The sequence below is a fragment of the Algibacter lectus genome, from assembly GCF_900112395.1.
Lineage (GTDB): Bacteria > Bacteroidota > Bacteroidia > Flavobacteriales > Flavobacteriaceae > Algibacter > Algibacter lectus.
Window position 1 is genome coordinate 149,412 of sequence record NZ_FOLN01000006.1, and the last position, 16,087, is coordinate 165,498.

Consider the following 16,087-nt stretch of genomic DNA (forward strand, 5'->3'; position numbering starts at 1 on the left):
TTCTATCGAATTAATTTCGTTTTAAAATAACACGCTTGGCTTTAAGCTCTTCTTTTAACCAATCGGTAAGTTGCTTTTCTTTTATCACAATCAAACTATCACTTAAAGATTCGTTCCATTTTACAGTGGCAACTTGCAATGTATCTGTGTTTATAAAATCTTTAGACTCTAATGTTTTAGCATAACTAAAATATGTTAAATCGTTAAACCTAACTTTGGCATCACGCGATAAATTGGTGAAAGATATTACGCTACTTCCGCCATTCACTAGGCGAAGTTCTTCTTGTAAAACTTCAATTTCATTTCGTAAACCAGAAATAATATGATCTTTTTCATCTAAATCTCTAATAGCTCTATCATAAGCGTCGGAAATTTTATCAAAACTTCTGTTTTTATTCCCAAAAATCTCTAATTTAAAATCACTGATTTTATCGTATCCTTTAATTTCGTTTAACAAATCGGATTCTGTAGCTTCAGATATTTCACCATTAAAATAAAGTGTGATTTTTTTCTCATCTGAATTTAAGGTTCCGTTTTGAAACCAAAGCTCCTGATTTAGTTTAATTTCATTTGAAATAAAATTATTGTAATCATTCTCAAAACCACTGCTTTTTAAAACTCTTAAGAAAGTAATTGTTGGATAAATCATAACAACCACAGCAACCAACGCTGCAAAACGCGCTGTGCGTCTTCTTTTAGCCGAATTAGCATACTTAAGCATAGGAAATCTAAGAAGCTTAAGCACTATAAATGTTGCCAACGCAATAAAAATAGTATTAATGGTAAACAAGTTCATGGCACCTAAAAAGTAGGTCCAATTTCCGTGTGCTAAACCATAACCCGCCGTACATAAAGGTGGCATTAACGCCGTAGCAATAGCCACACCAAAAATAACCGATGCAATAGTCCCTCTTTTAGTACGTGCAATTATTAATGCTAAACCACCAAAGAAAGCAATAAGCACATCTCGAATATCTGGTTTTACACGACCTAATAACTCTGAGGTTTCTTGATTTCCTAAAGGAAAAAATTTAAAGAATAAAAAAGCCGTTAACAAACTCAAAACAAGCATAGTTGCTAAGTTTATCAACGATTTTCTAAGTGTATCAATATCGTTTATAGCGATGGACATGCCAATACCTAATATTGGCCCCATAAGCGGAGAAATTAACATGGCACCAATTACAACAGCTGTTGAATCGGCATTTAACCCAATGGAAGCGACAAAAATAGAACAAATTAAAATCCATGCTGTAGCTCCTTTAAAAGGAATATCTGCTTTTATAGCCTCAATAGTAGCATCGCGATCGGTATCATCCCTAAAATCTAATAATTCTTTAAAAAACACATAAATGCTTTTAAACAATCCTTCGGCGTCTTTCTTAACGGCCTTTTTTGATTCCTCTACATTTTGATTTTTCTTTGCCTGAACCTCGTCTTCAGAAAAATTGAATTTATTTTCTTCCATTTATATATTAATTAGCAAAACCGCTTAAAATTTAGTTGCTATATTTATCGTTAAGACGCTTTAAAACAAGCTTGATATCTTGCTCTTTACTCTTAGGGTAAATAAGCAAAGCTTCATCATTATCAACAATAATGTAGTCATTTAAACCATCTACAATAACTTGTTTTCCAAGTTTTGTTCTTATCATATTACCTTCAGCATTCTCAACTAAACTATTAGCATTTAAAATAGCATTATTATTACTATCCTTATCTAGTTTATCGTAAAGACTTCCCCAAGTTCCTAAATCGTTCCAGTCAAACTCTGCACCTATCACAAAAACATTTTTAGATTTTTCCATAATGGCGTAATCTACAGATATGTTTTCGGCTTTAGAGTAATTTTCTTTTATAAAATCATCTTCACCATCGGTGTTATAAACAGATATTCCAGACTCAAACAATTGGTATAATTCCGGTTGATTATTTTTAAAAGCATCTACAACGCTTTTTGCACTCCACATAAAAATACCCGCATTCCATAGAAAATTACCTTGACTTATAAAGGCTTTAGCTGTTTCGTAATCTGGTTTTTCTCTAAATTGACTAACAGGTTTAATAACGTTTTCAGAATTTTTATCGAACTCAATATATCCAAAACCTGTGTTTGGAAATGTTGGCTGAATACCAAGCGTCATTAAAGCATCATTTTCTGAGCAATAATTAAATGCTTCTTCTACATTTTTAGAAAAAGTTTGCTCATCTTCAATCCAGTGATCACTTGGTGCCACAATCATTAAAGCATCTGGGTTTTCTTTCTGAATTTTTAAAGATGCATATAAAATACAAGGTGCTGTATTTCTCATTGCAGGCTCTAAAACCACTTGTTTTTGAGTAACTTCTGGAAGTTGCTCTAAAACCAAATCATTATAACGCTCGTTTGTTAATATGTATATATTTTCCTTTGGAATTAACCTTGATAAACGTTGAAATGTTTTCTGAATAAGCGTATCGCCCGTTCCAAGCATATCATGAAATTGTTTTGGAAAATCACTTGTACTTACTGGCCAAAATCTAGATCCTACTCCGCCTGCCATCAATATGGCATAATAATTATTCTTCATTTCTTAATTTGTTTTTCTAGAAAATCGTAAAATATTCTAGCTTATTATTATTTTGTTTTACTTCTATTTTCAAAAATTAAATAAGTTTAACCTCCGCATTTGGATTAAACAAATATAACCTTCCTGTTTTAATTTCCACACACTCAAATCGTTTTACCCTTTTTTGTCCCATTTTAAAAACCCGACCATTATATAACTCAAACGATTGTCCCAAAGGTATTTCAAAAACATAAGTTTTATCGTTTGGCTCGTCGAATTCCTTTAAAGCTAGGGCTAATACCGTATCTGTGTCGCTAGATGCTTTTGGATTTTTAAAATGTGCTGCTAAAAGTGGTAACAAACTATCCGGAAAAACATCGGGGTTTAAAAAAGGTAACATTAAATTTTTAAACGTATATTTCCATTCTTTCCCATGTGGTTTAATAAATTTTCCGTAACTTTTGTATGTTTCAAAATGGGCTATTTCATGAATAAGGGTAATTAAAAATCGATATTCATTTAGGTTAGAATTTATTGTGATTTGATGCTTACCATGCGGCATTTGTCTATAATCACCGTGGCGTGTTTTACGTTCGTTTTTTATTTTCACCAACAAGTGATCATGCTCTAAAAGTTTTAAAACTCGATTAACAGCATGCTCTGGTATATAACTTTTTAGTAGGTTTTGCATTACGACAAAAATAATAATTGTTAAAACAACACACTTATTAATTACAAGAAAAAAATAAAACTTAACAATCTAATATCAAACAACCTAAAAGTTTAGATATGTTTTTTTAAGGTTTCCTATATATTAATTCTGCTTTAATTTTACAAAAATGCCAGTGATAGCTCGTCGAGAATAGATAACTTTTATTTTTTTTATTATTTATGTCGCAAATAAATCATATTAAAAAAACAATTACAGTTAAAAAACTATATTTATTTTAACAAATATCAATAAACCGTAAACTTTATTTACTTAAAGTCATAAAACACTAAATATTTTACAACAAAAACTTATATTTGAGCATAACACTTTGTAGCTTATGAAAGACAACAACCTATTCTCTAATTACGAGAAACTTGCTAGTACTTGGGATGAAATGTATAATGACAATGCAGAATTTAGATCGCAGTATGATGGTTTTATTAAATACTTAGAAAACACATCGCCAGAAAAGCTTTCTAAAAAAGAAGACCTTGCAAAACAATTATTTATGAGTCAAGGTGTTACGTTTACAGTTTACAATGATAATGAAGGTATCGAAAAAATATTTCCTTTCGATATTGTCCCTAGAGTTATAACAGCCGCTGAATGGCAGAAAATTGAAGCAGGTATTAAACAGCGTCTAAAAGCACTAAACTTATTCATTAAAGATATTTATAATGAACAGTTTATTATTAAAGACGGTATTATTCCAGGTGAATTAATTTACTCTTGCCCTAATTTTTTAAGAGAAATGAAAGGGGTTAAGGTTCCTTACGATGTTTATGTACATATTTCTGGTGTCGATTTAATAAGAAACAACGATGGTGAATTTTACGTTCTTGAAGATAATTTAAGAACACCATCTGGAGTAAGTTACATGCTCGAAAACAGAGAAATCTCTAAACGTTTATTCCCAGGTATTCTACCTAAAAACAATGTTCGCTCCGTTTCAGACTATCCTAATTTGCTATACAAGAAACTTAAAGAACTCTCAAATCTATCCAAACCCAATATAGTATTGCTAACACCAGGCATTTACAATTCGGCCTATTACGAGCATACTACCCTAGCCCGCTTAATGGGCATTGAGTTAGTAGAAGGTAGCGATTTGGTTGTTAAAAACCATTTTGTTTACATGAAAACAACCAACGGATTAAAACAGGTTGATATTATCTACAGACGTGTAGACGACGATTATTTAGACCCACTAGAATTTAATGAGAAGAGTGTTTTAGGCGTTGCCGGAATTATGGCAGCTTACCGAAAAGGGAATGTAAATATTGTAAATGCTCCCGGAACCGGAATTGCCGATGATAAAGCAATTTACATCTATGTACCAGACATGATAAAGTATTATTTAGATGAAGAACCTCTTCTGAAAAATATTGAAACCTACCAATTGGGTCGACCAGATGAGCTGGAATATGTTACCAAAAACATTAAAGACATGGTTATTAAAAAAACCGATGGTAGTGGTGGTTATGGTATGCTTATGGGACATGAAGCTACAGATGAAGAAATTAAAGACTACTTAAATACCGTTAGCAAAAAGCCAGAAAACTTTATTGCACAGCCTATTTTAAGACTATCAACCGCGCCGTGTTACATAGATGGTAAATTATCTCCAAGATGTATCGATTTAAGACCATTTGCCCTTTCTGGCCGAGATGGTATTGATATTTGCCCTGGCGGATTAACCCGTGTTGCACTGAAAAAAGGATCCTTAGTAGTTAACAGTTCGCAAGGGGGTGGCAGTAAAGACACTTGGATTTTAGAATAATTTTACAAAAATAAATATGTATGTTAAGTAGAGTAGCAAATAATCTTATTTGGTTAGATCGATATATGGAACGTGGTAGTGGTATTCTTAGTTTACTAAAAGTAAATTATTATGCCAATCAAGATTCTCCAGAATTATTTTCCTGGACACCCGTTATTAAAAATTTCACAGCATTCGATAATGAATACTATACAGAAGACGCTTTGGAGTGTATTGATTTTATGGTGTTTAACACCAATAACTCTAATTCAATTCTCAATATTGTTACAAAAGCTAGAGAAAACGCACGTAGTGTACAAGAGCATATATCTCGAGAACTTTGGCTGTGTGTAAATAATTACTATCTATATCTAACAGATAAAAATTTACGAAAACGCTTAAAAGAAGAAGATCCTGTTCAGTTTTTAGAAGATTTACGGAAACATCATTTAATTTATAATGGTACAACCGATATTACTCAAGAACGTGGTACATCCTATTATTTCATGAATGTTGGTAAATTCTTAGAACGTGTTAACCTTATTGCAGATTTTACATCGCTTAAGCTTCAAGAAATAGGAAAAACATCGGATAGTTTAGAAAAAAGTTTCTATTGGAAAAATTTACTACTTTCTATAGGTGGTTACCAGTTTTATCTTAAAACTCATAAATCAACCTTCAATCAAGACCACGTAATTACTATGGTTTTTCAGGATAAATTATTCCCTAGATCGGTATATTATTGTGTAAATAAACTAAGTAGACATATTACACGTTTAATCGAAACCAACGAACTAGAAAAAAAGAATTTAGAATTCTTAATTGGTAAATTAGAAAGCTCTATAAAATACACCACCATTGAAAACATTAATGAGCAAGGTTTAAATAACTTTATACATAGTATAAAGGAAGACATCAGTAATATTTCAACAAATATTAATGCGGTTTACAACTCTAATAATTGATTTATAACTATCATGGCTACATTTTTCATTAAACATACAACAAAGTATAACTACAATGCACCCGTAATCGATGGGGCAACATTAACTAGGTTACACCCTATTAATGATGATAATCAAAAAGTGATTTCGCATTTAATATCTATAACAAATAACCCTTTTATAGAAAGTTTTATCGATTTTTATAACAATAGAGTTGGTACGTTTATGGTAATAGAGCCACACGACGAATTAAACATTATTTCTGAAGTTGAAGTGGTAACCTCTCCAAAATTAATTCCGGATGATAGTATTGAAAAAGCTGTACAGTGGGAAGAACTTAAACGTATTAAAAATACCATTGACTTTATAGATTTTACAGCACACAAACCTTTTAAAGGAAGCCAAGAAATCACTGATGTAATTCTAGATTTAATGTTAAAAACCAAGTCGCCATTTCAGGCTGTACTTGCCATATGCGAATATGTTTATGATAATTTTGAATATAAAACAGGAGTTACTAACGTAAAAACATCTTTAGAAGAAGCTTGGGAACTCAAGGCAGGCGTTTGTCAAGATTTTACAAATGTTATGCTGCGCATGGTTAAAATGCTTGGTATACCAGCTAGATATGTAAGTGGTTATATTTGTCCTAATGACGAAATAACACGTGGAACTGGAGCTACACACGCCTGGATAGAGGCTTACATTCCATTTTATGGATGGTTAGGTTTCGACCCTACAAATCACGCTATAGCGAACGAAAACCACGTAAGATTAGCTATAGGAAGAGATTATGGTGATTGCTCACCAGTAAAAGGAGTATTTAAAGGTAGTGTTGAAGCCGAAATGCAAGTTACCGTTTCTGTTAAAACAAATAAAACCGAAAACACAAAGCAGGTAGCTCCTGAAGTTTCTACCGTATATCCATCAAATAGTTACAAACGTAGTTTAGCTGAAAAAGAAAACGGTGGCAGCCAACAACAGCAGCAACAGCAACAATAAAATTTTACTTTATTTTTTTCTATCGATAACGTAGTTAACCATAAGCTCTAATGATTGCTTATATTCCGAATCTGGATACTTTTTAAGTAATTCTAAAGCTTCCGTTTGAAACTGCGTCATCTTTGAAATAGCATAATCTAAACCACCATTATCCTTAACAAAAGCGATAACTTCTTTAACGCGTTTGGTGTCTTTATTATGGTTTTTAATGGAATTAATGAGCCATTTTTTATCCTTTTTAGAAGCCCCATTAAGTACATGAATTAAAGGCAAAGTCATTTTTTGTTCCTTTATGTCAATACCTGTTGGTTTCCCTATTTGTGTATCGCCATAATCGAACAAATCGTCCTTAATTTGAAACGCCATACCAATGAGTTCTCCAAATTTACGCATGGTTTCTACATGTTCCGAATCGGGTTTTACAGATGCAGCACCTAAACTACAACACGCAGCAATAAGAGTTGCTGTTTTCTGTCGAATAATCTCGTAATAAACCGCTTCAGTAATATCTAATTTTCTTGCTTTTTCTATTTGAAGTAATTCACCTTCACTCATTTCTCGAACAGCAACCGAAATAATTTTAAGCAAATCGAAATCATTATTATCGATCGATAATAATAAACCTTTAGAAAGTAAAAAATCGCCAATTAAAACGGCGATTTTATTTTTCCAAAGCGCGTTTACAGAAAAGAAACCACGACGTCTGTTACTATCATCCACCACATCATCATGCACTAGTGTTGCCGTATGAATAAGTTCTATAACAGAAGCTCCACGATACGTACGCTCGCAAACTTCGCCGTTAGAGACCATTTTAGAGACCAAAAACACAAACATAGGGCGCATTTGCTTCCCTTTGCGATTCACGATATAATGTGTAATACGATTAAGCAATGCCACTTTACTCGACATAGAAAGCAGGAACTTTTGTTCAAAAAGATCCATTTCGTAAGCTATGGGTTGCTTTATTTGTTCTACTATTTTCAAGGTGAGATATTAAAAGAAATTAAATATAAGATTTATGATTTTACACAAAATACCGAGTGCTTAACTTTTGTTAGCCAATTGCCCACAAGCAGCATCAATATCTTTTCCGCGACTGCGACGTACATTAACTACAATTCTATTTTTTTCTAATGCGCTGATGTAATTTTCTAAGGCTTCGTTTGAGGCTTGCTGAAATTCACCATCGTCAATAGGATTGTATTCAATAATATTAACTTTACATGGCACATATTTACAAAACTGAACAAAGGCATCAATATCTGCTTGGCTATCGTTAATATCTTTCCAAACCACATATTCATAACTAATTTTACGATTAGTTTTTAAATACCAATACTCCAAAGATTCTCTTAAATCTTTTAAAGGAAATGTTTCGTTGAAAGGCATTATTCTAGTTCGAACCTCATCTATTGCCGAGTGTAACGATACAGCTAAGTTAAATTTCACTTCATCATCGGCCATTTTCTTGATCATTTTTGGCACTCCAGATGTTGAAACCGTAATTCGTTTTGGAGACATGCCTAATCCATCGGTAGATGTTATTTTATCGATAGCCTTAATAACGTTATTATAGTTCATTAGCGGCTCGCCCATACCCATAAACACAATGTTACTTAAGGGACGATCGTGATATAAACGACTTTCGTTATCGATAGCTACTACTTGATCGTAAATTTCGTCTGGATTTAAGTTTCGCATACGTTTTAAACGTGAGGTTGCACAAAACTTACAATCTAAACTACAGCCTACTTGACTCGAAACACATGCTGTGGTTCTTGTTTTTGTTGGTATTAAAACCGACTCTACAATTAACCCATCGTGCAAACGCACCGCATTTTTTACCGTACCATCACTACTACGTTGCATGGTATCTACTTTAATGTGATTGATTACAAAATTGTCTTCGAGCATTTGGCGTGTTTCTTTAGATACGTTCGTCATATCCTCAAAAGTGTAAGCCGATTTTTGCCAAAGCCATTCGTAAACTTGATTGCCTCGAAAAGCTTTATCGCCATTTTCCACAAAGAAATCCCGAAGTTGTTCTTTAGTTAAGGCGCGTATGTCTTTTTTATTATCTTTCATTTGGTTGCAAAAATAGTGAAAGCTTTTTCTTTTATAGCACTTGTTTTTATAAAGTCGTACTAAATTTAGTGTAAACCTTAAATTTAGCACATGGCTGCATTAGGGATTGCAGCGGCATCCTTTTTGCTGAATTTATAAATTAGTTTTTTGATAAGTCTGCTTCCTCACAAAAACCTAAATTAAAAACAAACATAGGCTATTTTGCAAAAAGATATAGCGAAAAGCCCGACCTGAAAGGGAATGCCCAAATTTTAAAACGCATTATTTTTATTAAATATGAAACAAAAAAAAAGCTTCATCGTTTTTATTGGATGAAGCTTAAGTTTTATTTAGAAGGGATTAGATGATTAACATCGCATCACCATAACTGTAGAATTTATATTTTTCTTTTACAGCTTCTTCGTATGCTTTTTTAGCAAAATCGTGACCTGCAAATGCCGAAATCATCATTAACAATGTAGATTTTGGTGTATGGAAGTTAGTAATCATGCAGTTTGCGATACTAAAATCGTATGGAGGGAAAATAAATTTATTTGTCCAACCTTCTACTTCGTTAAGTTTTCCGCTTGTTGAAACGGCACTCTCTATGGCACGCATAGCTGTAGTTCCTACGGCGCAAATACGACGTTTTTCACTAAGTGCTGTGTTTACAATCTCGACTGCTTTAGCTTCAATTTTAAGCTCTTCGCTATCCATTTTATGCTTAGACAAATCTTCTACTTCTACAGGGTTAAAAGTACCTAAACCTACGTGTAACGTAACCTCTGCAAATTTAACACCTTTAATTTCTAAACGTTTTAATAGGTGTCTAGAAAAGTGAAGTCCGGCAGTTGGTGCCGCTACAGCTCCTTCTGTTTTTGCGTATATAGTTTGGTAACGATCTTGATCTTCTGGTTCTACATCTCGTTTGATGTATTTAGGAAGAGGTGTTTCGCCTAGCTCGTTTAATTTTTTACGGAACTCGGTGTACGATCCATCATATAAAAAACGTAAAGTACGCCCTCTAGATGTTGTGTTATCAATAACTTCAGCTACTAACGTTTCGTCGTCTCCAAAGTATAATTTATTTCCTATTCTTATTTTACGTGCTGGATCTACTAAAACGTCCCAAAGGCGTTGTTCTTCATTTAATTCTCTTAATAAAAAAACTTCGATTCTAGCACCTGTTTTTTCTTTGTTTCCGTATAAACGGGCTGGAAAAACTTTGGTATCATTTAAAATTAAAACATCGTCTTCCTGAAAATAATCAATAATGTCTTTAAACATCTTATGTTCAATAGTCTGCTCTTTTCTGTTAAGCACCATTAAACGTGACTCATCTCTGTTTTCAGCTGGATATTCCGCTAATAATTCATCTGGTAAATTGAAACCAAAATGTGATAATTTCATTCAAAAAGGTTTTAAGTTAATGTGTTTTAATTTATTCTGAGCTTCCCTAGAAAAAATTCTAACCGCTGCAAATATACAATCTGAGCATAGGGGTTGTCAAGTAAATGCGTGGTTATTATTCGGTTATTTTAAAACCGATAGCTTTTAAGTCGTCCCAAAACGTTGGGTATGACTTAGATACCACGGCAGCATGTTCTATAATTAATGATGTTTTTAGGGCTAAAGGCGCGAATGCCATAGCCATACGGTGATCGTTATAGGTTGCTATTGGTACTAATTCCTTTATTTTAGTTGATGGTGCCAAGTGTAAAGACTTATCTGTGATTTTTACTTCGCCACCTAGTTTTTCAATTTCGGTTTTTAAAGCAACTAATCTATCTGTTTCTTTAATTTTTAGAGTGTGCAAACCTATTAAATCGCAAGGCATACCTAATGCAAAGCATGTTACTGCTATGGTTTGAGCAATATCCGGCGCGTTTTTTAAATCTAAACTTATTGTTGATTCGCTAGCTTTTTCTTTTTTTAATGTGATAGAATTACCGTTAAATGTACTAGTTACTCCAAAGTGTTTGTAAATCTCAACTAACACAGAATCGCCTTGTAAAGAATTCTCTTTGTATGATGATAAAGTGATTTCTGTACCAATATCACTAATAGCTGCAATACTGAAATAATATGATGCCGAAGACCAATCGGACTCAACAACTAATGTTTTTGGTGTTAATGCTTTTGTATTTGGTTTTACGGTAATAACATTACCAACAAACGACGACTCTACACCTATTTCGTCGAGTAAGCTTAACGTCATGTTTATATATGGTACCGATGTAATTTCGCCTTCTAACGTTAACTCCAAACCATTTTCTAGTTTTGAAGCTATTAATAATAAAGCTGAAATATATTGACTACTTACATTTGCTTTTAGAGACACTTTATGATTTGATAGTTTTTTTCCTGTAATTTTTATTGGTGGAAAACCATCGTTATCTACATAACTTATTTCGGCTCCAAGATCTTGAAGGGCTTCAACTAAAATTTTAATTGGACGCTCCGTCATTCTTTTAGACCCCGTAAGTGTTACTTCTCTTCCTTCTTGAATTGAAAAATACGCGGTTAAAAATCGCATGGCTGTTCCGGCATGGTGTATATCTACCACGTTAGATTTCGAGCTTAAAGCATTCGTCATTAAATTACTATCATCGGAGTTTGATACATTTTCAAGTTTAAATTCCGGATAAAGTGCTTGTAATAATAACAAACGGTTAGATTCACTTTTTGAACCTGTAATTATAACTGCCGATTTTTGGTTTTCGAGTTTCGATTTATGAAGAGTAATATTCATTGTAAAATTCTATACGTTTAAAGCCTGCTAATTTACTTTAATTTTTCGTTATTATGGTGTCTATCGTGGTCGCGTTTTCCTTTCTTATACATTCTTTCATCGAAAGCTTTTTGTAAATCGACTCCGGTTTGGTTTGCTAAACAAAGTACAACGAATAAAACATCGGCTAATTCTTCACCTAAATCTTTGTTTTTATCACTTTCTTTTTCGCTTTGCTCGCCGTATCTCCGGGCAATTATTCTAGCTACCTCCCCTACTTCTTCAGTAAGTTGAGCCATATTGGTTAACTCGTTAAAATAACGAACGCCATGTTCTTTTATCCAATTATCTACTTCTTGCTGTGCGTTTTCTATATTCATTATATTCTACTTAAAACTATTTGTTCGTTTTCTTTTTCTATCATTTGTGCAAAATACGACTTTAAAGCTTCGTAATAGGCCGGATTAATAATAGCAGAATTAACCTCATGTAAAACTGATACCTGTATTGTATTTCCAGTACCGCTAACTTGATAAATAAATTTCCCCAAATCATCGGGTAATTCTAAACCTCCAGATTCTGGCAGACTTTCTATTCTATATCCTTCAGGTATTTTTACTACTATTTTACTATTCATTTTAGATGGATACCCAAAATCTACAGGAAATTCTCTTTTACTTAATTTAAAAGGGTTATCTGTGGTTTTCAAAAAAAACAATGGCGAAAAATACATTTTATCCCCAATAATATCTGCTTGACTTTCTTTTACAAATTTATAAGACTCAACAATAGGCTTACTTAAATCTAATTCATTTTTAACATTGTAATCCGAAATTTCTAGCCCACCATAATTATTTTCTAATCGAGCTATAAAATCATCACGATCCACATCAATATAACGTTCTCTGAACGACAATGCTTTATGACTCTTTTTTATACTCCTGTATCCACCAGACAAATCTCCATTTTCCGATAAACTAGCCATAAAAAACACTGAATTCTGAGAGGTTTGTTTTGGGTATAAATCTATTAACGTAGAACCACCTGCTTCCGCTATAACACGTCCTTGCCAATTTAGTGTTCTAAAAGGTAAAACATTAGGCCTACTAAATCTACTTGTACCATCTAAAAGCATACCTCCATCATTTATCTTTACATAACTCACAACATAATTATAGCCTTCTAAGGTTGGAAATAATGGTACGCCATGTTGCCTTGTGCTTACCAAAACAGGATAAGCTCTAAGTCCGGCATGTTGTAACATAGCAGTAAGCATTAAATTAATTTCCGCTACATTACCTACTTGCTCTTTATACGCTTTCTTCACACCATCATTGGTTCCATAACCGTAATAACCGTTCCATTTCACTTTGTTTTTCACGTAGTTAAATATTAACGTAGTACGCTGTATAGGGTCGGATACTGTAGATATTAATGCATCTATTTCTTCTTCAAAATAGCCTTTTTTATTTAATTCTGGTCCAAAATTTGAGTTGTCGTAAATAGTATTTACCACATCCGACCACGATGTAGTATAGGATTTTATAGGCGCATCTGGGTATTTAGTGTAAGATAATTCATATTTAACCGAAGACTTATAATTATTAATATTATTAACATAAGGTTCATCTTTTAACGCTGGTACATTATTCAAATCAAACTCTGTAATATTTTTTTTAAAATTTAAATCTTCGGAATAAGACCTTCCTATACTCGTTCTACTCGTAAGTTTTATTTTATCAGCTTGACTACTCTTTTTAGGCGTAATACTTAAATAACCTCTAGTACTTTCTTTAAAAGTAAAATATTCAGGAGCCTCAAATCTCGCTTGTATTTTTTTAACAGGTATATCATACTGAAATACAAATTGATCTACATTATATATAAATGGGGAGTTTACCCTATACTTATACTCTACAATACATCCAGGTTTTATATCCGGCATGGTAAATTTATACTCGTTGGTATATTTTGATAATTCTGTTTTAAAAATACCATCTTTCGATAATTTAGTTTCTTCAACTTTACCATTTACCAAATGATAAGTGTAGGCTTTTAGATTCCTAATTTCCTCGTCAGAACCTCCACTTGTACTCAATCTATTAGTTTTCGTTGCATAATCGAATCCTTCTTGATTGTAAATCTTAATACGCTCATGTACCTCAGTCACCAACCTAAAGCCACTTGGCTCAACATACTCATAAAAAGATTTTCTATATTTATATAAATAGGTTGCACTTGCAGAAGAATCTAAAGGATTAAATTTTTCTTGTAGTTCTTCTTTAGATACTTTCCCAAAATGATAATCTTGGGCAAATACAGTTAAGGAAAAACAAAGAGTTAATAATAGTGAGGTTAATTTCATAGTATAATTTTACTTTTTAATTAATGCGACTTTAGCGTTATCGAGTTTTGAGACTTCTTTATAAAAGGTTCTAAACGCAGCATAATCTTCTTTAGGGAATTCACCATCGTTTATAATAAAAGTTCTTTTATATTTTATTTTAGAATTATCAATAACCGAAATTTCTGTGGTATAGCTACCAAAATCGGTTTCCAGCGACTGTCCCTTTGGTAATGATTCTATATTATAATCTGGTGGTAAATTAATTTCTACCTCATCTACATCTTTAAAACCTCTGTTTATTTTTAACGGAAGTTTTCTACTTCTATATCTATCAGGAATATGTGTATTTCTATTTAAAACATTTAAATTAACAAGCATACGCTCACCTACTTTTTTGGTGTAATTAACAGCTTGAAAATTGATATTTTCAATTAATTCTATGGTGTTTTTATCATTTTCAATACTCATGCTATTTATAGACATGTTGTTTATGTATTTCCAACGCCTTTTGTAATACACATCTAAATCACGTTCTGTCTCTGTTTCTAACCAATATTTATTATCGTATTGAATACCTTTTGAATTTACATTTACCATAGCCTTAATCGAACCATCATTTGATATATCACAAATTCCCTTTATGGTTTGTAAACTTTCCTCTGGAATATATTTTTTGGTATGTTGTATTTTTCCGCCTTCTGGAGTAATCACCAAAACATCTCTATCGTCTGTAAAATCACCAATAAAACCGAAAGGCAATTTCTGACTTGTACACTCTAACCAGATATCCTCATCGTTATTCGGGATATTCAGAATAACATGATTGCCTTGCATAGCTGCAAAATCTTTTTCTAAACTACGTTGAGAATCTCCAGCGAAGACTACAGAATAGTTAGATTCTATACCAACGGCATTAAGCAAAGCCATGGTATAATTTGTTAGACCTTTACAATCGCCATAGCCCAACCTATCTACTTCTGATGCATTAAAAGGTTGCCAACCTCCAATACCAACTTGCACACTTATATAACGTACTTTATCTTGAACGTATTGATATATTTTTTTCGCTTTTGCTATATTATCAGGTTCGTTTTTAACCAATTCCTGAATTTTAATTATAGTCCCTTCCGATAGGTCGTGTGTGCTTTTTATTAAATCGTGATACATCCAAGTTCCAAATTCGTTCCAATTTTCAACTTCAGAATTAACTCCTTTTAAAGAAAACTGTTTTGAAGCAAACATCACTTTTGGAACAATATCGGAAAAATTAGGACTATAGTCTTCTGGCTTAATTCCAGAAACATTTTTTATACTGTAATGTATTTTCGTTGAAGTAAGGTCTTTACTAATTTTATAACCTTCAATATTCTTTTCTTTTTTCCTAATAACAAGTTCTTCGGGGAAACTTAAGGTATAACTGCTATTTTCAACACTTAAAAAATATTCGGTTACTGGAAAAAACGAATTAATAAACGCGGTATTATTAGTTTCGTATTCCGAATTAAACTCAATAGTATATGGATATTTTATGGGAGTATATTCTAGATATTTTACTCGAGAATCGGAGTATAATGTACCGCCATCTACAGCACTTACATCTCTAAAATCTTTCTCTTTTATCTTCTTAATAACCTTACCGAAGTTATCGTAAACCAGCACCTCTAATGTTTTAACATTTACATTATCATCATAATGCATGTAGGCATTAACAGCATCGTTCCCTTCTTTATTTAGTACAGTTACAATACGTTTTTCGGTAACCAACATACTTTGCGAAGACTGCAAAATAATAGTGGTAGCATCATCTCTAACAACAGCGTTAGCATTTTGCTTTAAATTATCGGGAATACTAAAACTAGTGTATAAATTTTGTTGAGAAAAACTAAAAAGTGTTACGAGTAAAAATAGTGTATTGAGAATACGCTTTATAATCATGAAAAAGGGGTTATGTTTATTTTACAGCGCCTAGTTATTTA

13 protein-coding genes are annotated in these 16,087 nt (G+C 32.6%); 3 read left to right on the forward strand and 10 right to left on the reverse strand.

What is annotated here, in order from left to right:
• Positions 1–10: 10 nt before the first annotated feature.
• The 3 genes from BM246_RS12010 to BM246_RS12020 form a co-directional block, all read right to left on the reverse strand.
• Entirely contained in the window at positions 11–1,468 is a 1,458-nt protein-coding gene (locus tag BM246_RS12010; RefSeq protein ID WP_042503112.1) for a DUF389 domain-containing protein, read from the reverse strand.
• A gap of 31 nt (positions 1,469–1,499) precedes the next feature.
• A complete protein-coding gene (locus BM246_RS12015) occupies positions 1,500–2,570 on the reverse strand; it encodes a mannose-1-phosphate guanylyltransferase (RefSeq protein ID WP_042497264.1) in 1,071 nt (356 codons plus the stop codon).
• Between the two features lie 76 nt (positions 2,571–2,646).
• Positions 2,647–3,240 carry a SprT-like domain-containing protein gene (locus BM246_RS12020; protein WP_074938169.1) on the reverse strand — a complete coding sequence of 198 codons (594 nt, stop codon included), beginning with the start codon at positions 3,238–3,240 and terminating at the stop codon, positions 2,647–2,649.
• 358 nt (positions 3,241–3,598) lie between these two features.
• On the opposite strand from BM246_RS12020, the gene BM246_RS12025 reads away from it, so the two are divergent.
• From BM246_RS12025 to BM246_RS12035, 3 genes are read left to right on the forward strand one after another with little or no spacing between them, the layout of a single operon-like run.
• The gene (locus tag BM246_RS12025; protein ID WP_074938171.1) at positions 3,599–5,041 is read left to right on the forward strand and encodes a circularly permuted type 2 ATP-grasp protein; all 1,443 of its coding nucleotides are present in this window, start codon (positions 3,599–3,601) and stop codon (positions 5,039–5,041) included.
• 20 nt (positions 5,042–5,061) lie between these two features.
• The gene (locus BM246_RS12030) at positions 5,062–5,985 is read left to right on the forward strand and encodes an alpha-E domain-containing protein (RefSeq protein WP_042503113.1); all 924 of its coding nucleotides are present in this window, start codon (positions 5,062–5,064) and stop codon (positions 5,983–5,985) included.
• 12 nt (positions 5,986–5,997) lie between these two features.
• A complete protein-coding gene (locus tag BM246_RS12035) occupies positions 5,998–6,966 on the forward strand; it encodes a transglutaminase family protein (RefSeq protein ID WP_074938174.1) in 969 nt (322 codons plus the stop codon).
• Between the two features lie 9 nt (positions 6,967–6,975).
• Here BM246_RS12035 and BM246_RS12040 read toward each other — a convergent pair whose 3' ends face one another.
• The 7 genes from BM246_RS12040 to BM246_RS12070 all read right to left on the reverse strand — a co-directional run bounded on the left by BM246_RS12040 (position 6,976) and on the right by BM246_RS12070 (position 16,046).
• Positions 6,976–7,953 (reverse strand): polyprenyl synthetase family protein, encoded by a 978-nt coding sequence (locus tag BM246_RS12040; RefSeq protein ID WP_042503118.1) that lies wholly within the window; start codon positions 7,951–7,953, stop codon positions 6,976–6,978.
• A 60-nt stretch (positions 7,954–8,013) separates the two neighbouring features.
• Positions 8,014–9,054, reverse strand: a complete 1,041-nt coding sequence (rlmN, locus tag BM246_RS12045) for a dual-specificity RNA methyltransferase RlmN (RefSeq protein ID WP_042497253.1) — start codon at positions 9,052–9,054, stop codon at positions 8,014–8,016.
• A 339-nt stretch (positions 9,055–9,393) separates the two neighbouring features.
• The gene (queA, locus tag BM246_RS12050) at positions 9,394–10,443 is read right to left on the reverse strand and encodes a tRNA preQ1(34) S-adenosylmethionine ribosyltransferase-isomerase QueA (protein ID WP_042497250.1); all 1,050 of its coding nucleotides are present in this window, start codon (positions 10,441–10,443) and stop codon (positions 9,394–9,396) included.
• Between the two features lie 115 nt (positions 10,444–10,558).
• A complete protein-coding gene (locus BM246_RS12055) occupies positions 10,559–11,785 on the reverse strand; it encodes a 3-phosphoshikimate 1-carboxyvinyltransferase (RefSeq protein ID WP_074938177.1) in 1,227 nt (408 codons plus the stop codon).
• Between the two features lie 32 nt (positions 11,786–11,817).
• Positions 11,818–12,144, reverse strand: a complete 327-nt coding sequence (locus BM246_RS12060; RefSeq protein WP_042503119.1) for a nucleotide pyrophosphohydrolase — start codon at positions 12,142–12,144, stop codon at positions 11,818–11,820.
• On the reverse strand, positions 12,144–14,129 hold the full coding sequence (locus BM246_RS12065; protein ID WP_074938179.1) for a DUF3857 domain-containing protein: 1,986 nt from the start codon (positions 14,127–14,129) through the stop codon (positions 12,144–12,146). Before BM246_RS12065 ends, BM246_RS12060 begins: the two co-directional genes overlap by 1 nt.
• Positions 14,130–14,138: 9 nt before the next feature.
• Positions 14,139–16,046, reverse strand: a complete 1,908-nt coding sequence (locus BM246_RS12070) for a DUF3857 domain-containing transglutaminase family protein (RefSeq protein ID WP_074938181.1) — start codon at positions 16,044–16,046, stop codon at positions 14,139–14,141.
• Positions 16,047–16,087: the final 41 nt, after the last annotated feature.

Bases quoted from the DNA above. Each gene is read 5' to 3' on its own strand.
- rlmN (WP_042497253.1), bottom strand. From the start codon at position 9,054: ATGAAAGATAATAAAAAAGACATACGCGCCTTAACTAAAGAACAACTT.
- BM246_RS12070 (WP_074938181.1), bottom strand. From the start codon at position 16,046: ATGATTATAAAGCGTATTCTCAATACACTATTTTTACTCGTAACACTT.
- BM246_RS12035 (WP_074938174.1), top strand. From the start codon at position 5,998: ATGGCTACATTTTTCATTAAACATACAACAAAGTATAACTACAATGCA.
- BM246_RS12060 (WP_042503119.1), bottom strand. From the start codon at position 12,144: ATGAATATAGAAAACGCACAGCAAGAAGTAGATAATTGGATAAAAGAA.
- BM246_RS12015 (WP_042497264.1), bottom strand. From the start codon at position 2,570: ATGAAGAATAATTATTATGCCATATTGATGGCAGGCGGAGTAGGATCT.
- BM246_RS12055 (WP_074938177.1), bottom strand. From the start codon at position 11,785: ATGAATATTACTCTTCATAAATCGAAACTCGAAAACCAAAAATCGGCA.
- BM246_RS12025 (WP_074938171.1), top strand. From the start codon at position 3,599: ATGAAAGACAACAACCTATTCTCTAATTACGAGAAACTTGCTAGTACT.
- BM246_RS12010 (WP_042503112.1), bottom strand. From the start codon at position 1,468: ATGGAAGAAAATAAATTCAATTTTTCTGAAGACGAGGTTCAGGCAAAG.
- BM246_RS12030 (WP_042503113.1), top strand. From the start codon at position 5,062: ATGTTAAGTAGAGTAGCAAATAATCTTATTTGGTTAGATCGATATATG.
- queA (WP_042497250.1), bottom strand. From the start codon at position 10,443: ATGAAATTATCACATTTTGGTTTCAATTTACCAGATGAATTATTAGCG.
- BM246_RS12020 (WP_074938169.1), bottom strand. From the start codon at position 3,240: ATGCAAAACCTACTAAAAAGTTATATACCAGAGCATGCTGTTAATCGA.
- BM246_RS12065 (WP_074938179.1), bottom strand. From the start codon at position 14,129: ATGAAATTAACCTCACTATTATTAACTCTTTGTTTTTCCTTAACTGTA.